This is a genomic window from Tsukamurella sp. 8F, assembly GCF_029167375.1.
Classification (GTDB): domain Bacteria; phylum Actinomycetota; class Actinomycetes; order Mycobacteriales; family Mycobacteriaceae; genus Tsukamurella.
Genome location: NZ_JARFTP010000009.1, coordinates 86,839 through 105,450, shown reverse-complemented (window position 1 = coordinate 105,450; position 18,612 = coordinate 86,839). Strand labels below are relative to the sequence as shown.

Genomic DNA, 18,612 nt, shown 5'->3' with positions numbered 1-18,612 from the left:
CAACTCTAGTGAGTAGGGTCGCGGGAGTGGACCTGAGCGCGATGCGGGAGAACTACGGTGCGGGGCCCGACGGTGTCCTAGTGCCTGAGGACGCGGCCGGCGGCTGGCTGCCGCTGTTCGAGAAGTGGCTCGCGGAGGCCGTCGAGGCACGGGTGCCGGAACCGAACGCGATGGTCGTCGCCACGGTGGGATCCGACGGCATACCGGCCACCCGGACGGTCCTGTGCAAGGGCGTGGACGAGCGGGGCATCGTCTTCTATACCAACTACGGATCGTTCAAGGGGCATGCGCTCGCCGCGGAACCCGTTGCAGCCGCGACGTTCCCGTGGATCGCGATGCACCGTCAGGTGCATTTCGCGGGTGCCGTCGAGAAGGTGACCGAAGCGGAGACGGCAGCCTACTGGGCGGTACGGCCGCGCGGCTCGCAGCTGGGGGCGTGGGCCTCGGACCAGTCCGAACCCATCGCGTCGCGGGCCGAGCTCACCGAGCGCTTCGTCGAGGCGGAGCGTCGCTTCGACGGTGCCGACGTGCCTGTACCGCCCACGTGGGGCGGCTACCGCATCGTGCCGCGCACCGTCGAGTTCTGGCGTGGGCAGGCCAACCGCGTGCACGACCGGGTCCGCCTCACCGCACCGGACTTCGCGCCCGTGCGGCTGCAACCGTGAGTGCGCATATGCCCTAAAGTTTCGACGGTGAAACTACTGGCGGACACGCGTCCGCTGCAGAATCCCGACTACCGCCGCCTGTGGTGGACGGGCATCGTCACCGTGATCGGCGCTCAGCTCACCGCCGTCGCCGTACCCGCGCAGATCTACGGCATCACGGGCTCGTCGGCATACGTCGGCCTGACGGGTGTGTTCGGCCTGGTGCCGCTCGTGGTCTTCGGCCTATGGGGCGGCGCACTCGCGGACGCGGTGGACCGGCGCACCCTGATCTTCATCAGCACGTGCGGCCTAGCGGTGACGTCACTCCTGCTCTTCCTGTCGCCGTCCAACGTGTGGGCGGTGCTGTGCATCTTCGCGTTGCAGCAGGCCTTCTTCGGGATCAACTCGCCCACACGCTCGGCGATCTACGCGCGCCTCGTTCCCGGCGAGCTGCTCCCCGCGGCCAACTCGCTGAACATGACGGTGATGCAGTTCGGGGCGATCGCCGGACCGCTGATCGGCGGCGCGCTGATTCCGGTGATCGGACTGAAACTGCTCTACCTCGTCGACGCGCTGTCGATGATGTTCACGCTGTGGGCCGTGTGGCGGTTGCCGTCCATCAAGCCCGAGTACCGCGGCCAGACTCTCGGATTGCGTTCCGTGCTGGACGGTTTCGCCTACCTTGCGGGTAACAAGGTGCTGCTGATGTCCTTCGTAGTCGACATCATCGCCATGGTGTTCGGCATGCCACGCGCGCTGTTCCCACAGATCGCGCACCAGTCGTTCGGCGGACCCGTCGAGGGCGGGACCGCGTTCGCTCTGCTGTTCGCAGCGATGAGCGCGGGCGCGGTGATAGGCGGCGTCTTCTCGGGCTGGACGTCCCGCATCGAGCGGCAGGGCCTCGCGGTCGTGATCGCGATCGTGGTGTGGGGCGTGACGCTCGTCGGATTCGGCCTGGCCGCCGCTGCCGGGCTGCTGTGGCTCGCGCTGCTGTTCCTCGCCGCGGGCGGCGCGGCGGACATGGTCTCGGCCGCGTTCCGCTCGACGATGCTGCAGGAGGCCGCGACCGACGATGTCCGTGGCCGCCTGCAGGGGGTGTTCACGGTCGTCGTGGCGGGCGGTCCCCGCATCGGCGACGTCGCGCACGGCCTGGGGGCGGCGACTGTCGGAGCGACTGCGGCGGCCGCGGGCGGCGGCGTTGCGGTGGTCGTGTTCGTGCTGATCGCCGCGGCCGCCGTGCCCGCGTTCGTGCGCTACCGCGTGGCGCGTTGACCCGCGCGTCACACAGGGAACGCGACGCCCGTGAGTTCCTCCGACACGGTCCACAGCCGGTTCTGTAGGTCCAGGTCGTAGGACTGCTCCGACGACGCGACGACCCGCGGGGCGCCGCGCGTCTCGGCGGGGCCGGTCGGCCCGTAGAACTGCCCGCCGAGGACGCCGGGGTCGGTCGCCGCCCGCAGCGAGGGCAGCGCACCGTGCGGAGCGTCCTGCAGGACGAGGGGCCCGAGAACATCCGCGGCGCGGTGTAGGACGCGCGGCAGGTGCCGCACGAGCTCGGTGTCGGACCCTCCGGGGTGGGCGGCGACGGCCACCGTCGCACCGTGCGGAGCGAGCCGACGCTGCAGCGCGTACGTGAACAGCAGGTTCGCGAGCTTCGATTGGCCGGGTATGCCGCGATCCGGTCGTAGGAGCGCTCCCATTGCAGGTCGTCGAAGTGGATCGCCGCGCGGATCCGGTGGCCGATGCTGGAGACCGTGACGACCCGCGAGCCGGGGCTCGCGAGCAGGCGGTCGATGAGTAGTCCCGTGAGCGCGAAATGCCCCAGGTGGTTCGTGCCGAACTGCAACTCGAAGCCGTCCGTGGTCGTCTGCTTCGGCGGGTACATCACTCCCGCGTTGTTGACGAGCAGGTCTATGCGGGGCGTCGTCTCGCGCAGTTCGGCGGCGGCCGCGCGCACCGACTCGAGGGAGCCGAGGTCGAGACGCTGCACGCGCACCTTGGATCCCGGGGCCGCGTCGGCGAGCCTGGCCGCGGCCTCCTCGCCCTTGGCGGGGTCCCGCACCGCGAGCACCACCTCGGCCCCGTGCTGGGCGAGCACGCGCGCGGTCTCGAATCCCAGCCCCGTGTTCGCCCCGGTCACGACGGCGACCCGGCCGTCCTGGGTGGGTACGTCTCGCTCGGTCCACTTGTCGGTCATGGTTCGTCTCCTTCTGGTCGCCCCGGCAGTAATAGACCGCCGGTCTGTTGCCCCCGACTGTAAGAGACCGTCGGTCTGATGTCAATAGACCGACGGTCTGTAAACTACCGCGCATGGGATTCCAGCGGGCACGCAGCGCGGAGCAGCGCGAGCAGCGTCGAGAGGCGATCCTCGCCGCGGCGGCCGCGATGCTGGGAGAGATGCCGGTGTCGGCCGTCTCGCTCAACGAGCTGAGCCGACGCGTCGGGCTGGCGAAGTCGAATGTGTTGCGCTACTTCGAGTCCCGTGAAGAGATACTCATGGAGCTGCTCGTCCGCTCCTCTGTCGCATGGCTGGGCGCGCTCGCCGCCGACGTTGCTGCCACCGTCGACTTCGACGCACCGATAGAAGCGCGTACCGACCGTTTCGCCGCACTGTTCGCCGAGGGCGCCGCCGCCCGCCCCGAACTCCTCGATCTCCTCGCGGCGCAGTCCGCCGTGCTCGAGCGGAACGTCTCGACCGAGGCGGTGGTCCGATGCAAGCGCGCCTTGCGCGACGCCCTCGGCGAGGTGGTCGACGTGCTGCTGCGTGTCGTACCCGAGCTCGGCGCCGCGGCGCCGAGCGTCTGCCTCACCGCGCTGACCCTGGCCGGCGCGTTCTATCTGCAGGCCGAACAGGCGGCCGCGTGCACGGCCGCGTACGAGGAGGATCCGAGTCTCGAGGTGCTGCGCGTCGAGCTGGTCCCGGCCCTGGAGTCGGCGGTGGCGACGCTCATCGCCGGGGCCGTCGCGCGCGCCCACGGGTGACGCGGGCGCCGCGTTGCACGAGGTTGCACGCGCAGCGATGGGGAAGGTGGCCACGACGTTTCACGACATCGGCCGTACTATGACCCCCATGACGGTGCAACCGGGGTTCACCATCACCTCGGGCGGATACTCCGCGCAGATCGCACGAACGGGTGCCGGGCTGCGCGGCCTCCGCCGCGATGACGTGCCTCTCACCGAGGAGTGGCCGCTCGGTGTGAAACCCCCGCTCTCGGCGGGTCTGATCCTCGCGCCGTGGCCCAATCGCACTGAGGACGGCTTCTATTCGTTCGGCGGCGCCGAGCACCATCTCGAGATCACCGAACCGGACCTGCACAACGCCAACCACGGCTTCGTACGACGCGTCGACTGGTCGGACGTGGAGATCGAGCAGGATGCGGTCACGCTTGCCGTGGACGTCGGCAGGCATCCGGGTTGGCCCTACGACCTGCACCTGCGTGTCCGTTACTCGGTCTCCGGAGATGGACTCGTGGTCGAGTTCACCGCCGAGAACCAGGGCGACTCCGCGCTGCCCTTCGCACTCGGCTTCCATACCTTCCTGCGAGTGGGCGATGCACCCGTGGACGACTGCACGCTCGAGCTCGGTGCCGGCCTGGTGCAGCCGCTGGATGCGCGGAAGCTGCCGGACGGTCCGCCGGTCACCGTCGAGGGCACCGATTACGACTTCCGAGCCGCCCGCGCGCTCGCGGGCCGGCAGCTCGACACGCCGTTCACGCAGACCGGCAACCGATACGTGCTGCGCGGACCGGATGCCCGGACGGAGCTGTGGACCGGGCCCGAACTATCCTGGGTTCAGGTATTCGTCGCGGATCCCGCGAACGGGCAGGGTTTCCCGGGCCGAGCCCCGGGCGGCGGCGAGGACCGCGCGGTCGCGGTGGAACCCATGACGAGTCCGCCTAATGCCCTTCATACTGGGGTCGACGTGATCACGATCGCTCCGGGTGCCCGCTGGTCGACCAGATGGGGGATTCGGTGACTGAAGGTATATCGGTCTTGCACACGTCACGGAAGCGACCCTCCGTGGCGGGCCTTCGCGGGTTGCCGCTAGGTTTTTCCTTGGGTAGTACACAGCCGACCACAGCGAGGGGATACACAATTGTCCACCGACGAGAACAACGCCCCGGCGCAGGGCGCCACGGTCACCTACCCCGGTGGCCAGCTGGATCTGCCGATCGTCAAGGCCACCGAGGGCAACGACGGCATCGCCCTGGGCAAGCTCCTCGCTGAGACCGGCTACACGACGTACGACGCCGGTTTCGTGAACACCGCCGCGTGCGAGTCCGCCATCACGTACATCGACGGCGCCAAGGGCATTCTCCGCTACCGCGGGTACCCGATCGAGCAGCTCGCGGCGAACTCGACGTTCATCGAGGTCAGCTACCTGCTGATCAACGGAGAGCTTCCCACCCCGCAGCAGCTGGAGGATTTCACCGCTCGCATCCAGCGGCACACACTGCTGCATGAGGATCTGAAGCTGTTCTTCAACGGCTTCCCGCGCGATGCGCACCCCATGCCGGTCGTGTCGTCGGCGGTCAACGCGCTGTCTGCCTACTACCCGGACTCGCTCGACCACAACGATCCGGACCAGGTCGAGCTGTCGACGATCCGGCTGCTCGCCAAGCTGCCCACAATTGCTGCCTACGCCTATAAGAAGTCCGTCGGTCAGCCGATGCTGTACCCGGACAACTCGCTGAGCCTGGTCGAGAACTTCCTCCGGATGACCTTCGGCTTCCCGGCCGAGCCGTACGAGGTCGACCCCGAGCTGGTCAAGGCGCTCGACATGCTGCTCATCCTGCACGCCGACCACGAACAGAACTGTTCGACGTCGACGGTGCGTCTGGTGGGCTCGTCGAACGCCAACCTGTTCACATCGATCTCCGGCGGCATCAATGCGCTGTGGGGCCCGCTGCACGGCGGCGCCAACCAGGCCGTGCTCGAGATGCTCGACGAGATCAAGCAGGCCGGCGGCGACACCAAGGCCTTCATGGACAAGGTCAAGAACAAGCAGGACGGCGTGAAGCTCATGGGCTTCGGCCACCGCGTCTACAAGAACTACGACCCCCGCGCGGCGATCGTGAAGCAGACCGCGGACCGCATCTTCGATCTGCTCGGCGTGAACGACGAGTTGCTCGACATCGCTAAGGGGCTCGAGGAGGTTGCGCTCAGCGACGATTACTTCATCGAGCGCAAGCTCTACCCCAACGTGGACTTCTACACGGGCCTGATCTATCGCGCGATGGGCTTCCCCACGCGCATGTTCACGGTCCTGTTCGCGCTGGGCCGTCTGCCCGGCTGGATCGCGCACTGGCGTGAGATGCACTCCGACCCCTCGACCAAGATCGGCCGCCCGCGGCAGATCTACACGGGGTACACCGCGCGTGACTACCCGGGCTTCGAAGGTGCCTGATGCCGCCCATCCGGCGAGACAATCTGCACCGCCTGATCAAGGGAGATGAGTTGACCGAGAACAGCAAGCCCGCGGTCGAGTTCCAGGAGGGTCCCGCCCCCGCCGAGCTCGTGATCAAGGATCTCGCTGTCGGCGACGGCGCAGAGGCGACCGCCGACAGCACCGTCGACGTCCACTACGTCGGCGTGGAGTACGACTCGGGTGAGGAGTTCGACTCGTCGTGGAACCGCGGCGAGTCCATCAACTTCCCGCTCCGCAGCCTGATCGCCGGCTGGCAGCAGGGCATCCCGGGGATGAAGGTCGGCGGCCGCCGCCAGCTGACCATCCCGCCGGAGCTCGCCTACGGGCCTGCCGGAGGTGGCCATCGGCTGTCGGGGAAGACCCTGGTCTTCATCATCGACCTGCTGGGCGTCAGCTAGTCCACGTACCGCGAGAGGCGGGTGGGGCCGGTCGGCCGCACCCGCCTTCGTGCTCTCGGTACACCCGGCGAGCACTGATCGCCGAGCCGCCCCGCTCGAGAGTTTTCGGCTGGCCGAAATCAAATCTTAGGGCTAACCTTAAAAGGTGTTGACTACTGTTGGTACCGCCAAGGGTGGGGCGGCGCGCGGTGCCCTCCTCCTGGGCCCGGCGTTCGTCGCCGCGATCGCCTATGTCGACCCGGGCAACGTCGCCGCCAACATCACGGCGGGCGCGAAGTACGGGTATCTGCTCATCTGGGTGCTGGTCGTGGCGAACGTGATGGCCGTGATGATCCAGTACCAGTCGGCGAAACTGGGGCTGGTGAGCGGTCGCTCGTTGCCGCAGGTGCTGGGCGAGCGGCTCCCGCGGGGTGCCCGCCTCGCGTTCTGGGGACAGGCCGAGATCGTAGCCGCTGCAACGGATATCGCGGAGGTTATCGGCGGTGCCGTGGCATTGCACCTGTTGTTCGGACTGCCGCTGGTGTTCGGTGGGGTCATCGTCGGTGTCGCGTCGCTCTTGCTTCTCATGCTGCAGGGGCGTCGGCAGCGTCGGTTCGAGGCGGTGATCATGGTGCTCCTCGCCGTGATCGTCGTCGGGTTCCTGGCGGGGCTCGTGGTGGACCCGCCCGACGGCGGGAGCATCCTCTCCGGGCTCGTCCCGCGCCTCGACGGGACGGAGACGGTGCTCCTCGCGGCGTCGATGCTCGGCGCCACGGTGATGCCACATGCGATCTACCTGCATTCTTCGCTCGTGCTGGACCGGCACGGCGCCTCGGGTGAGGCCGCCGTCGATCGAGACAGGCGTCTGCGGCGCCTGGTGCGCGTAACCCGCTACGACGTGCTCATCGCGCTCGCCGTCGCCGGCACTGTGAACATCGCGCTGCTGGTCCTCGCGGCGCACAGTCTGCGCGGGCGCGAGGGGACCGACACTATCGAGGGAGCCCATGCGGCCGTGCGGGATTCACTGGGGCCCGCCGTGGCGGCCGTCTTCGCTGTCGGCCTGCTGGCATCGGGGCTCGCGTCGACATCCGTGGGGTCCTACGCCGGCGCTTCGATCATGGCGGGGCTGTTGAAGCGGCGGATCCCGCGGTTCGTGCGCCGGGCGGTCACGTTGATCCCGGCCTTGATCGTGCTCGGCTCCGGCGTCGAACCCACCACGGCGCTGGTCATCTCCCAGGTCGTGCTCAGCTTCGGCATCCCGTTCGCCTTGATTCCGCTCCGGCGGTACACCGCCGACCGCGCGATCATGGGCTCGTATGCCGACGGCGCCGTATTGCGTTGGGGTTCGATGGTGGCCGCCGTCGTGATCGTCGTACTCAACGTGGCTCTCATCGGCCTGACGCTGACTGGCGCCGGCTGACCAGATCCCGCCTCGTTCGCGCATCCGGTGGCGGCACGACGGATCTCGCAGTACCGTGGTGGCAGAAGAGGTTTCGGCTCCAGGGGGTGCCGTCATGGTGCTGTTGGTCGTGCTCGTGGTCGTGGCGGTTCTGGCGGCCGGGGAGGGGCTTGCGACCGCTCTGGTGCGTCGGCCGCGGCGAGGCTGCAGCGTCGGCCTGACGCTCGCGCAGGCTCGGCACACCGTCTATCGCGCAGGCGACGCCGCGGGCTGGCTCCTCGAAGACGGCCCCGGTGACCTGAACATGCGACGCCGTACCCGGTTCACGAGCCTCCGCGGCCCGGTGCTGTCTGTACGGTTCGCCGCTCCGGGTGGCGATCGAGTGGAGGCGGAGGCGTGGATGTCCCGGGCGGGCAGGCTGTGGAGCATCCCGTGGGGCGGAGCCGCGGTCCTTCTCCGGCGTAGCCGGATACTCTGTGCCCTCCGTCGCGCGGGCTCCTCGTCCGAGGCTGCGGCGGGCAGTTCCTGAATCGGAGGGCCTGTTGCGGGAGCTATTCCGAGCGGCTGTCGCCGGACGGCCGCAGGGTGATGCGGGTCCAGGCGCCGAGGTGGATGATGTCGCCCGTGCCTACCGGGCGAGGAGCGTTCGCGGCGAGAGGATCGCCGTTCACCGATGTGCCGTTGGACGATCCGAGATCGATGACCGACCAGTCTCCGTCGTCGCGGGCGAGCAACACGGCGTGCAGGTGAGAGACGCCGGGGTCCTCAGGTGGGCCCGTGAGGTCGATGTCGGGGTGGATGCCGCGGCTGCGGCTCGCACGCCCGACGGTGACCTGTGTGCCATCGAGGCTGAACGTGCGGTCCGGACAGAAGGGCGGAAACGTGATTCCTCCGGCGTCGGGGCCCTCGTCCGCGATCACCGAGTCGAAGTACGTGCGGTCCGCGGTCACGATCGCCGTCCACTGCTGCGGCGCGGCGACCGACGCGGACGTCGGGGTTGACGCGGACGCTGCGGCCACGGGCTGCAGCGAATCGTGACCGCACTCCTCGCAGAACCGACCGGCGAGCTCACCGCCACAGGCGACGCACCGCGCGCCCGGCGGAGGTGCCGGGTCGGGCCCACCCGAGAGAGCGGAAGGCGCTGCGCCTGCGGGCGGGGGAGTACCGCCTCCGATCGAGAGACCGCACACGTCGCAGAACTCGTCGTCGCTGGAGCTGTGCCCCTGCGGGCAGGTGTTCATGATCCCCCCTGCTTCTTCACCCGCAACGTCTTGGATGAGCGGGTGTCCAGAGTCATCTCGTCCACCGCCGCCACGTTGCGCTTGAGATGTACTGTGCCCGTGTGGGGATCATCGATCTCCACGACGCCTGCCAGCAGCTCGACGGTGTCGCTGTTGCCGGACTTCGTGGCCAGCTCCACCGCGCGCCCGAGCTTCGCGGTCGCGGTGTGGACGTCGCCGGCGCGCCGAGCCTCGAGTCCCTCCTGGATCGCCGCCGCTAGATCCGCCTGCCCGGTGTAGTGCGCGACCTCACGGTTGATCCTCGTGGACAGAGCCATGTCGTCCGTCCATACGGCGAGCACCTTGCCGGTGCCGAGTACTGCCTCGTCGGATCCGACGAGGCCGACCCGTGCCGCGAGCATGCGGTCGCCGACCGATGCGGACGGAACACGTACACATACATGGAAATCTCGGCTCTCGGCGCCCCACGCGCCGGTGGGGTAGTCGCCGCTGCGGGGCGGCACCTCGACGCGACGGGCGGTGAGATCCGTCAGCGTCGGCTCGACCTGCTTCACGAAGACGACTGAGGAGCCCTCGGGAGTCCAGAGGCGCAGGGACACCTCGCCTATCGTCTTGCTCATCGCCGCGCCCGCCATGGCTCGGAAGTCCGCTTCGAGCCCGGCGGGCTCGGCCACGATGTCGACGGTGCCGAGCAGCGCGTCCGCGACGCGGCGCAGTTCCGGTACCTCCCAGTCGGTTCCGACGCCGCGGCAGTCGCCGACGAAACGCCCCGACACGGTGCGCAGCGCGGCCTCCAGCTCCTCCGGTTCCTCGCTCTCGTTGCGCCCGTCGGTGAGCAGGATGACGTGCTTGATCTTCGCTTCGGTCTCGCGGAACAGGCTGTCCGCCATCAGGAGCCAGGATCCGACCGCCGTGCCACCACCATGGCCGAGGCGCCGTACGGCGCTTGCGGCCTGCGAGCGGGTCTTGGAGCCCGCCACCGCGAGCCCGCCCGGCGGGTACACCGGGCGTGCCGCGTGATTGCCGGCGACGACAGCGAACTCGACGCCGTTACGCAGAGTGTCGATAGCGGCGATCGTCGCCTGCTTGGCCGCGGACAGCTTGGTCGGGGGCTGTCCCATCGAACCCGACGTGTCGACCACGATCACTTCGGCGGCGTCGCCGACGCCGGGTGCGGTGGACCCGGACGACGTCACCGTCACGATGGCGTTCACGTCCGTGGCGCCTACGGTGAGGTACTCGTTCTGGAACACCTCGACGGTGAACTCGGGATGGTCGGTCATCGCTGACTCCTCTCGTCGAGCGGGATCGGTACGAGCACCGCGGTGATGTTGTCGTGGCCGCCCATGTCGAGTGCGTTCTCGACGGATTCGGTCGCAGCCCAAGCGGTCTCAGCGGCACCGTGGACGACCGCGGCCAGCATGTCGGATTCGGGCAGGTAGTTCCACAGACCGTCGCTACACAGGAGCAGGACGCCCGGGCCATCGGGGCGCAGCGTCGCGATCCGCGCGTGGGTCTCGGCTGCGTCTGCGCCTATCCAGCGGGACAGTGCGTGTCCCTGCGGCGCAGAGTTCGCGACCTCCTCCGGGACACCGGCGGCGATCAGGTCGACCGCGAGGGTGTCGTCGATGGTGAGTCGCCGGGATCTGCCTTCGGGTGCGGCCAGCCAATAGGCACGGCTGTCACCCACCCAGCCGACGACGATCTGCCCGGGCGTCACGACCGCCGACACGAATGTGCACGACGGGGCTGTGTCCGGGTTCGCGGGGTCGGCAAGCTCACTGACGACTGCCACGGCGCCCGATACCGCCTCCTGCGTTGCGCTGCCTGCATTCTCGATGGTGAACGGTGCGGCCCCCGAAGAGAGAACGGCGTCCAGCAGGACGTCGCAGGCCACGTCGACGGCGGCCTGCGACGCGAGGTGCCCCCGGTCGGACGTGGCCACCCCGTCACATACCACCGCGACGGCCGCGGCGGGCCCGGCGCCGCCGGCCTCCGTGGACACCACCGCGAACGCCATCGCGTCCTCGTTGCGCGTGCGGCGGTTGCCGACGTCGCTGACGCCCACGACCGCACCGAGATCCCAGTCGACCCGGGTCCGATCTGCGGCTCCTCCGACCGGGGTGCGGCGGACCAGTAGCGGGCGTCCGCACGACTCGCAGAACCGCTGATCGCGGGCGACGTCGACGCCACATTCGGGGCATGTCGTCATGGCACTCACATCCACGACTTCGGCCGAATGCGGTTCGCCTTGTCCACCAACGCGATCCGCTCCTTCGGGGACGATGCATGGCGAGCGAGCGTGCGGTAGCAGCCTTCGAGGGCGGCGCGGAGGTCCGGCTCGGCGAGACGAGCGCCCAGGAGCGGCGTGGCGTCGTCGGGCGGCGGCGAGCCGCCGACATGGACCCATTCGAGCGCCTTGCCGAGGACGCGCTCCGAGGCGAGCGCCCTTCGGCGCGCGTCGAGCTCGTCGTCGATACCTTCGATCTGGGTGCCGGCCGCGAGAAGATCGTCGGCCGCGAGTCGCTCGGGTCGGACGGCCTCGACACGGGCCGCGGCGGCTGCGAGGCGGGCCGTGATCCGGTGGCTCGAGGTGTCGGGCACGGTGCACAGGACCTCGTAGGCCGATCGCCGGTCGCCGTCCGCAGCCAGAGCTCGAGCGAGGCCGAAGGCTGCGCTGACGTACGCGGCGTCGGTGCGCCACACCGCGCGGAAGAGCTGTGCAGCGCGCCGATGATCGCCCGCCTGCTCTGCGCAGGCGGCGAGGGCCAGCTTGGGCGCCTGCTCCCCCGGGACGGCCGAGTACACCAGGTCGAACTGTGCGACCGCCTCGGAGACGTCTCCGTCGGTCAGCGCGGCGATGCCGCGGTACCACGCGATAGGCCAGGTGCGTTCGGAGTCTGCCGTGAGCGCTGCGACGCCGTCGATGAGCCGCCGCGCAGCTGCCGTGTCTCCAGCGTCGAGGTGGGCCCGTGCGAGGCGGAGCCGCACCTCCGGGCTGTTCTTCGGGGCGTGACCCAGCTCGTCGGCGACGCGCTCGGGAGCAATCGCCGTGACCGTCGCGAGGAAGGCTGCCGAGGGGTCATCGGAGTCGGCTTTGGGCACCGGCAGTGCGGCCGCCACGACGGCGGGCGACGGCGGGGCGAGTGCCGCCGTGATCCCGAACGACGCACGCTCGGGGGTGAATTCGGTGGAAGTTCCGGGCCGTGGCTTCCCGTCCTGCTCGGCGAGTACTTCGCGGAGCACGCCGGTCAGCTGATCGCGCATCTCGTCCGCGGACGCGAATCGCGAGGCGCTGTGCGTAGACGTGGCACGCAGCAGGAACCGATGGTACGACTCCTGCTGCGCGAGGAGGGGCTCCTCCGTCGCGTCGGGCAGCGTCTCCTTGTGTGCCCGCAGGTAGTCGAATGGAAAGGTCAGGACTGCGAGGGCGCGCCCGATGGTGTAGAGGTCGGACTGAACCGACGGTCCCTCGGTGCCGATCTCCGGAGCCTGGTATCCGATCGTGCCGTATATCGGGCTGTCCTCGTCCTCGATCGCGCGGACGGCACCGAGATCGATCAGTTTGAGCTGCTCCTCGGTCTGGATCACGTTGTCCGGCTTGAAGTCGCAGAACAGCAGGTCCTTCGAGTGCAGGTAGCCGAGCGCCGGGAGGACCTCGAGCGCATACGCGATCGCCTGCGGCAGGGGCAGGCATGCCTTGTGGCCCTCGGTCGCCCGGATCTTCTGGAGGATGCCTTTGATCGACTCGCCGCCCACGTACTCCATGACGATGTAGCCCACGGGCGCACCGGTATTCGAGTCCGGATGCTCGACGAAGTTGTAGATCTTCACGATGTTCGGATGCTCGACCTCGGCCAGGAATCGCCGCTCGGCGACGGCGGCCGCCATCGCGTCGGCGTCGCCGGAATCGAGCAGGCCCTTGAGGACCACCCACCTGTCGGCGACCGCGCGGTCCGCAGCGAGATAGATCCACCCCAGGCCGCCGTGTGCCAGGCAGCCGAGTACCTCGTACTGACCGTGTACCACTTCGCCCGGCGCCAGTTTGGGGGAGAAGGAGAACGGATTGCGGCAGGCCGGGCAGAAGCCCTCGGTGCGGCCCGGGCTCCCGTCGCGGGCCCGGCCGACCTCGGCACCGCACTTGGAGCAGAAGCGCCGGCTCTCCGGTACCTTCGGGTCGGCGAGGACCGCCGACTGCGGATCGCGGTACGGCACGCGGGGGACCTCGACGAGACCTGCACCCAGCAGGCCGCGCCGCCCGGACCGGCCCGATCGCCCGGACGATCGGCTGGAGCCGCGTCGGGAGCGGGCGGAGCCCGTGAAACCGCCGGCGCCGCGGCCCGTCGCGGATCCGGTCGCAGCGCCCGTGGCGGAGGTGAACGGGTCGTACGGCGTGGCCGCGGTGCCCGGTTCGGCCGCAGCGGTGCCAGGCCCGCCGAGATCGCCTGCACGAGACGCAGTGACGCCTGGATCGGGGGCGGGTGACGGAGGCGTGGCCTCCATGCCACAGCTGTCGCAGAACCCGTCTGCGTCGATGCTCCCGTTGCACCCGGGTCGTGCGCATGCGCCTGTCGTGGTCATCGCGGTCCCTCCTCGACGGGCGCCGCCTGCGCGGGTCCGGTCTTCTCCATCAGGGCGTCCCGGTAGCGATTGAGCGCGCGGGTAGCCGCGGCCAGATCGCAAGGAGCCGAGTACAACTGGTTCTCGGCGGTGTGGTGTAGGGTCGCGAGCTCGGCATCCTCGGCGTACCCGAGTCGCGCTGCCTTGGCCCGGTATGCCTCGAGTCGCCCCCGCAGCTCCGCCCTTCGGTCCAGCAGACCCGTGACGCTGCGCAGGGCCAGCCGCGCCGCAGCGAGGGTCTCCCCGGCGAAACGGTCGACGGATTCCTGCTCTGCGGCCACGGCCTCCCAGCTGACGGTGTCGCGCAGAGAGCGTAAGCGTTCGATTCTGGCCCGCAACGCCGCCGACCCGTCGCGGTCGGGCTCGGCCAGCCCGGGCGCTGCGACCTTCTCCAGGACCGCGGAATAGGCTTGGTGGGCGGTCTCCTCCATCGACTCGACGTCCGTCAGTACCGCCTCGAGGGCGGCGAGCCGAGCAGTGAAATCGTCCCGCACCGCCGAGAGCCGGGACAGCTCGGCCGCCAGCTCCTCGACACGCCGGGCGAGCGCCCGCACCGGGTCATCGATCAGTGCCGAGAGCGGATCGGTGAGTACGAACTCGCGGGTGCGGTTCAACTCGCGGCGCAGCGCGGATGCCCGGTTCCTGCCTGCAGAAACGGATTCCGCCATCCGTGCGGCCTCCGCGAGCCGCCGGTCGACGGTGTCGAGCGGCGGCACAGTGGCCTTCCATGCGGAGTCGACCTCTGTGAGCAGCGCGACCACGGTGGCATGCGAGGCCTGCATCTCAGCGATGAGATCGGCAAGGGTACCCGGCTGCCCGTCTGCGAGTGCTGCGGCGCCGACGACGGGGCCGTAGAGTAGCTCGGTAAGTAATGCCAGGTCGGAATCGGCCGGCCGCCTTGATCGCTCAGCGCGGCTCCGGATGTCCACACCGTGGTCGACGAGCTCCTTGAGGCAGCTGTACTGCTCCCAGACGGTCGTCATCGCCGTCGACGCCTGAGCCCAGCGACGTGCCGTGACGCCCCTCAACGCCGCGTCCCGAACCAAGGCGAGCGCGGGGTGGGAGTCCATGGCCACCAAAGCCTCCGCGAGGCGCTCGCCGTCGGCGACGACGAGGTCGAGGGTGCGGCCCAGCTCTTGCAGGTCGGTGGCCACGGTCAGTCCCGGTACTTCGGTGTGGGCGGGATTGCGCTCCCGCCGAGAAGGCTTGCGAGCCAGTGGTTGTATATCGTTGCCCACTGCCCGTCCGAGCGCATGCGATCCAGTACCGAGTTGACGAAGCGGACCAGGTCGAGGTGGTCCTTGGCCACGGCGATCCCGTAGGGCTCGGACGTCATCGGGGGACCGACGATCTTGGTGAACGGGTCCTGCGCGGCGAGACCGGCGAGGATGGTGTCGTCGGTGGAGATGGCGTCTACCTGGTTCTGTTGCATCATCACGAGGCAGTCGGTCCAGCCCGGCACCTGTATCCCGACGGGCTTGGACGGTGCATCGACGATGTTCTGTATGGATGTGGAACCAGCGGCGGCGCAGACTCTCCTGCCGCCGAGTGATGCCATCGACGTGGCTTTCGAGTCCTTCGCCACCAGCACTCGCTGCCCCGCCTGGTAGTAGACCGAGCTGAACGCGACGTCGCGCCAGCGGGCGCAGTTCATCGTCATGGTCTCGACCACGATGTCGACATCGTGGTTCTTGACGGCGTCGATCCTGTTGGCGGAGTTGACTACCCGGAACTGTATAGCGTCGGCTCGTCCGAAGACGGCTTGAGCGACCGCCCGCGCGATGTCGATGTCGAAGCCCTCCAGGTTGCCACTCACCGGATTGCGGTATCCGAATTGAAAGGTGTTCTGGTCCACCCCCGCGATCAGGCGGCCGCGCGCCCGGATCGCAGCCAGTCCGGGTCCGGATGCCGTCGACGGACGATAGCTCGCTGTCGGGTCCCCGCAGCTCGTGTCCGATGCGGTGCCGGGAAGCGAGCGCACCTGCGTGGCCCCGGCAGGCGAGGGCGCCCCTGCACTGACGGAAGTGGCTACGCTGAAGGCGGATTCGCGACTCCCGCACGCGGCGAGAGTGAGCATGACCGCGGTGCCGACGGCGATGGTCGAGCGCTTCATCGGTACTCCTTCAGCCGCTGCCAGAGTCCGGCCACCGCGGCGGCAGCGGTGAGAACGGCGAGGATGATCACGCCCCACACCGCTCCGGTGAGAGTGTCGTGGGCGTCCGCCACGTTGCGCTCGAACGCCCCGCTCGTGGCGGCGATCGCGGATGATAACGACGTGTCCACCTTATCGAAAGCACTTGCGGCGCCGTCGGGTTCGGTACCTATCGCGCGCTGCACCGCCGCACCGTAGTCGCCGCCGTCGTCGGAGCTGCGGATGGCCTCGTGTGCGCCGTTCCATTGCGTCTGCGCATCCCGCGCGGCTCGGACCTCACGCGTGACATGCGGGTCGGTGGCGATCGACAATGCCCTGTCCAACATCCCCTTGCCGTTGGAATAAGCTGCTGTGTAGTCCTTCTCGTACTCCGCCCCGCCATCGCGGGCCACGAGGGTGAGCGTCTCGTCGGCGCGGGCCTGCAGGGCGTCGATACGGGCTTCGGTCAGGACGTCGGTTTGGCTGGACCCGTCCGCGCGAGCGCTGTGTACCGAGCTCATCACCAGAAACGAGGCGAGCAGTACCCACAACAGCGATAGCGTGGCGGCCAGGGTCGCGAGTGTCAGACCGGCGTTCAGGCGGCGGCGGGAGCGGCGCCACACGAACCATTGGGCCGCCGCGAGGACCGCGATCAGGATCAGGCCGACTGCCGCCTCAGTCCACGGGAAGCCGCCGGCCGAGTCCTCGTCGGCGGCGAGGTGCGCGACCTGCGTCCGGTACAGGCTCTCGGCTGCGGGCAGCAGCAGCCCGCGCATGAGATGCGACGCCTCGCGCTGGTACGCGGCACCGACGGGCAGCCCCTGCAGGTTGTCGGCCCGCGCCGTTTCGACGAGGCCCGTGTACACCGGCAGGTTGGCGGTGAGGACGGCAACGGGACTGCTCGGGTCCGCCGTGGTGGACGACGACTGCGCCGACGTGGCCAGTGCGAGAGCGGCGCCCGCCTGGCGGATGTCCGCGGTGTATCGGGACCGCACCGCGGGCGATTCCTGCCCGCCCGCCAGGAAACCGCTGTTCGCGGTCGCGTCGGCATCGGAGAGAGCCCGATACACGTCCTGGGCGGCGACGGCGAGGGGACCGCTGCGATGCTCCAGGGTGTCCAGGGTGTTCGCCCTGTGCGCCACGCCGCCGGCGGTCAGCGCTCCGACGAGGACGCTGGCCACTACGGTGGCCACCGCCAGCAGCATCAGGATGCCGGGTGTGGTGCGGGCCAGGTCGCGCGCCTGGGTCATGCGGGTCTCGCGGATCGGCCTCGCGCTCTCGACGGCTGACGTCATGGTCACCTCCTCAGCGGATTGTGGCCAGACTAGCCACAGGACGAGCCCTCGCAAGGCCTGGAAGCCGTCAATTACCTAAGAAAGTGCGCCGTTTTCGTACGCGCCTACTCTGCCGTTTCGGTCGGGTCGCGTCGCTGCTCCCGCAGGCGGTCCCAGTGATCCAGACGCTGCGAGACCTCTCGTTCGTAGCCGGCGAGCGTAGGGCGGTAGAAGCGCTGGCGTGCGGCACCTTCCGGGAAGTAGTCGGCGCCCGAGAAGCCCTCGGCGGCGTCGGGGTCGTACTGGTAGCCCGCACCGTAACCGAGGTCGCGCATCAATCCCGTGGGCGCGTTGAGGATGTGTGCGGGCGGAGCCAGAGATCCGCTCTTGCGCGCGGCCTTCATCGCCTCGCCCATACCGCGGTACACCGCAACGGATTTCGGTGCTGTGGCGAGATAGACCACGGCCTGCGCGATCGCCAGCTCGCCTTCGGGTGAGCCGAGGCGCTGGTACGCGTCCCACGCCGCGAGTGCCTGCGGCAACGCCTGCGGGTCCGCCATCCCGATGTCCTCGGTGGCGAACCGGACTACCCGGCGTGCGACGTACAGCGGGTCCTCCCCGCCGTCCAGCATCCGTGCGAGCCAGTAGAGCGCTGCGTCGGGGTCCGATCCCCGCATCGACTTGTGCAGCGCCGAGATCAGGTTGTAGTGACTCTCCTGGGTCTTGTCGTACAGCGGCGCACGCTTCTGGACCGCGTGCGCCAGGCCGGCCGCGTCCAACGGCTCGCCGGTCTCGGGTAACGCCATGACCTGCTCGACCATGTTGAGCAGGTAGCGACCGTCGCCATCCGCCATTGCGACGAGGGCCTGGCGCGCGTGGCCGTCGACGGGAACCGCGCGGCCGGTCAGCTCCTCGGCGCGCGCGATCAGGATGTCCAGGGCGTCCTCGTCCAGCCGGCGCAGCACGAACACCTGGCACCGGGACAGCAGCGCGCCGTTCAATTCGAAGCTCGGGTTCTCGGTGGTCGCACCGACGAGGACCACCGTGCCGTCCTCGACGTAAGGTAGGAAGCTGTCCTGCTGCGCGCGATTGAATCGGTGGATCTCGTCGACGAAAAGCAGTGTCCCATAGCCTATCTCATGCCTCTTGGTAGCCGCCTGGAAGATCCTTCGCAGGTCTGCGACGCCCGAGAACGTCGCAGACAGCGGTTCGAAGTGCAGATCGGCCCCGGCGGCGAGGAGGCGGGCGATCGTGGTCTTCCCGCATCCGGGCGGGCCCCACAGGATCGTCGACACCATCCGTCCCTGTTCGACCATCCGTCCCAGCGGGCCGTCAGGTCCCAGTAGGTGTTGTTGCCCGACCACGTCCGCCAGAGTCGTCGGGCGTAATCGGTCCGCAAGCGGTCGGGACTTCTCGTCCGGCTCGAACAACGACGGTGCGTCCATGTCACCCACGGTACGCAGCGCGCCGAGCCCCGCGGCGGTATCGAGTACGCGCG

16 protein-coding genes and 1 pseudogene are annotated in these 18,612 nt (G+C 69.1%); 8 read left to right on the top strand and 9 right to left on the bottom strand.

All coding sequences use genetic code 11. The features are described 5' to 3' along the window. Nucleotides 1–41: 41 nt before the first annotated feature. Both pdxH and P0W64_RS09510 read left to right on the top strand, forming a co-directional pair. The gene (gene pdxH, locus P0W64_RS09515) at nt 42–665 is read left to right on the top strand and encodes a pyridoxamine 5'-phosphate oxidase (protein ID WP_275479903.1); all 624 of its coding nucleotides are present in this window, start codon (nt 42–44) and stop codon (nt 663–665) included. Between the two features lie 27 nt (nt 666–692). Next, complete coding sequence (locus tag P0W64_RS09510; protein WP_275479850.1) at nt 693–1,916, top strand: MFS transporter; 1,224 nt, start codon at nt 693–695, stop codon at nt 1,914–1,916. Nucleotides 1,917–1,924: 8 nt separating this feature from the next. Here P0W64_RS09510 and P0W64_RS09505 read toward each other — a convergent pair. Beyond that, nucleotides 1,925–2,841 (bottom strand): annotated as a pseudogene (locus tag P0W64_RS09505) (SDR family NAD(P)-dependent oxidoreductase). A 113-nt stretch (nt 2,842–2,954) separates the two neighbouring features. On the opposite strand from P0W64_RS09505, the gene P0W64_RS09500 reads away from it, so the two are divergent. The 6 genes from P0W64_RS09500 to P0W64_RS09475 all read left to right on the top strand — a co-directional run bounded on the left by P0W64_RS09500 (nt 2,955) and on the right by P0W64_RS09475 (nt 8,377). Continuing rightward, nucleotides 2,955–3,626 (top strand): TetR family transcriptional regulator, encoded by a 672-nt coding sequence (locus tag P0W64_RS09500; RefSeq protein WP_275479849.1) that lies wholly within the window; start codon nt 2,955–2,957, stop codon nt 3,624–3,626. Nucleotides 3,627–3,714: 88 nt separating this feature from the next. Next, nucleotides 3,715–4,620, top strand: a complete 906-nt coding sequence (locus P0W64_RS09495) for an aldose 1-epimerase family protein (RefSeq protein WP_275479848.1) — start codon at nt 3,715–3,717, stop codon at nt 4,618–4,620. 120 nt (nt 4,621–4,740) lie between these two features. Continuing rightward, nucleotides 4,741–6,051 carry a citrate synthase gene (locus P0W64_RS09490; protein WP_275479847.1) on the top strand — a complete coding sequence of 437 codons (1,311 nt, stop codon included), beginning with the start codon at nt 4,741–4,743 and terminating at the stop codon, nt 6,049–6,051. After that, nucleotides 6,051–6,470 carry an FKBP-type peptidyl-prolyl cis-trans isomerase gene (locus P0W64_RS09485; protein ID WP_275479846.1) on the top strand — a complete coding sequence of 140 codons (420 nt, stop codon included), beginning with the start codon at nt 6,051–6,053 and terminating at the stop codon, nt 6,468–6,470. The genes P0W64_RS09490 and P0W64_RS09485 overlap by 1 nt, the downstream gene beginning before the upstream one ends. A gap of 145 nt (nt 6,471–6,615) precedes the next feature. After that, nucleotides 6,616–7,869, top strand: coding sequence for an Nramp family divalent metal transporter (locus P0W64_RS09480; RefSeq protein ID WP_275479845.1), 1,254 nt, complete (start codon nt 6,616–6,618; stop codon nt 7,867–7,869). A gap of 94 nt (nt 7,870–7,963) precedes the next feature. Then, nucleotides 7,964–8,377: a hypothetical protein gene (locus P0W64_RS09475; protein ID WP_275479844.1), complete on the top strand. Its 414-nt coding sequence runs from the start codon at nt 7,964–7,966 to the stop codon at nt 8,375–8,377. A gap of 22 nt (nt 8,378–8,399) precedes the next feature. On the opposite strand, the gene P0W64_RS09470 is transcribed toward P0W64_RS09475, so the two are convergent. From P0W64_RS09470 to P0W64_RS09435, 8 genes are all read right to left on the bottom strand, one after another. Further along, entirely contained in the window at nt 8,400–9,089 is a 690-nt protein-coding gene (locus P0W64_RS09470) for an FHA domain-containing protein (protein ID WP_275479843.1), read from the bottom strand. Continuing rightward, on the bottom strand, nt 9,086–10,372 hold the full coding sequence (locus tag P0W64_RS09465; RefSeq protein ID WP_275479842.1) for a VWA domain-containing protein: 1,287 nt from the start codon (nt 10,370–10,372) through the stop codon (nt 9,086–9,088). The genes P0W64_RS09470 and P0W64_RS09465 overlap by 4 nt, the downstream gene beginning before the upstream one ends. Beyond that, nucleotides 10,369–11,301, bottom strand: a complete 933-nt coding sequence (locus P0W64_RS09460) for a protein phosphatase 2C domain-containing protein (RefSeq protein ID WP_275479841.1) — start codon at nt 11,299–11,301, stop codon at nt 10,369–10,371. Before P0W64_RS09460 ends, P0W64_RS09465 begins: the two co-directional genes overlap by 4 nt. 5 nt (nt 11,302–11,306) lie before the next feature. Next, nucleotides 11,307–13,670 carry a serine/threonine-protein kinase gene (locus P0W64_RS09455; RefSeq protein WP_275479840.1) on the bottom strand — a complete coding sequence of 788 codons (2,364 nt, stop codon included), beginning with the start codon at nt 13,668–13,670 and terminating at the stop codon, nt 11,307–11,309. Beyond that, on the bottom strand, nt 13,667–14,863 hold the full coding sequence (locus P0W64_RS09450) for a hypothetical protein (protein ID WP_275479839.1): 1,197 nt from the start codon (nt 14,861–14,863) through the stop codon (nt 13,667–13,669). Before P0W64_RS09450 ends, P0W64_RS09455 begins: the two co-directional genes overlap by 4 nt. A 2-nt stretch (nt 14,864–14,865) precedes the next feature. Continuing rightward, entirely contained in the window at nt 14,866–15,822 is a 957-nt protein-coding gene (locus P0W64_RS09445) for a glutamate ABC transporter substrate-binding protein (protein ID WP_275479838.1), read from the bottom strand. After that, complete coding sequence (locus tag P0W64_RS09440; RefSeq protein ID WP_275479837.1) at nt 15,819–17,135, bottom strand: hypothetical protein; 1,317 nt, start codon at nt 17,133–17,135, stop codon at nt 15,819–15,821. The genes P0W64_RS09445 and P0W64_RS09440 overlap by 4 nt, the downstream gene beginning before the upstream one ends. A gap of 104 nt (nt 17,136–17,239) precedes the next feature. Further along, nucleotides 17,240–18,559, bottom strand: a complete 1,320-nt coding sequence (locus P0W64_RS09435) for a replication-associated recombination protein A (protein ID WP_275479836.1) — start codon at nt 18,557–18,559, stop codon at nt 17,240–17,242. Between the last annotated feature and the right edge of the window lie 53 nt (nt 18,560–18,612).

What these genes read in the sequence shown, in the direction of transcription:
- pdxH (WP_275479903.1), top strand. Translation starts at nt 42, where the DNA reads ATGCGGGAGAACTACGGTGCGGGGCCCGACGGTGTCCTAGTGCCTGAG.
- P0W64_RS09500 (WP_275479849.1), top strand. Translation starts at nt 2,955, where the DNA reads ATGGGATTCCAGCGGGCACGCAGCGCGGAGCAGCGCGAGCAGCGTCGA.
- P0W64_RS09495 (WP_275479848.1), top strand. Translation starts at nt 3,715, where the DNA reads ATGACGGTGCAACCGGGGTTCACCATCACCTCGGGCGGATACTCCGCG.
- P0W64_RS09485 (WP_275479846.1), top strand. Translation starts at nt 6,051, where the DNA reads ATGCCGCCCATCCGGCGAGACAATCTGCACCGCCTGATCAAGGGAGAT.
- P0W64_RS09475 (WP_275479844.1), top strand. Translation starts at nt 7,964, where the DNA reads ATGGTGCTGTTGGTCGTGCTCGTGGTCGTGGCGGTTCTGGCGGCCGGG.
- P0W64_RS09470 (WP_275479843.1), bottom strand. Translation starts at nt 9,089, where the DNA reads ATGAACACCTGCCCGCAGGGGCACAGCTCCAGCGACGACGAGTTCTGC.
- P0W64_RS09465 (WP_275479842.1), bottom strand. Translation starts at nt 10,372, where the DNA reads ATGACCGACCATCCCGAGTTCACCGTCGAGGTGTTCCAGAACGAGTAC.
- P0W64_RS09460 (WP_275479841.1), bottom strand. Translation starts at nt 11,301, where the DNA reads ATGACGACATGCCCCGAATGTGGCGTCGACGTCGCCCGCGATCAGCGG.
- P0W64_RS09455 (WP_275479840.1), bottom strand. Translation starts at nt 13,670, where the DNA reads ATGACCACGACAGGCGCATGCGCACGACCCGGGTGCAACGGGAGCATC.
- P0W64_RS09445 (WP_275479838.1), bottom strand. Translation starts at nt 15,822, where the DNA reads ATGAAGCGCTCGACCATCGCCGTCGGCACCGCGGTCATGCTCACTCTC.
- P0W64_RS09440 (WP_275479837.1), bottom strand. Translation starts at nt 17,135, where the DNA reads ATGACGTCAGCCGTCGAGAGCGCGAGGCCGATCCGCGAGACCCGCATG.
- P0W64_RS09435 (WP_275479836.1), bottom strand. Translation starts at nt 18,559, where the DNA reads ATGGACGCACCGTCGTTGTTCGAGCCGGACGAGAAGTCCCGACCGCTT.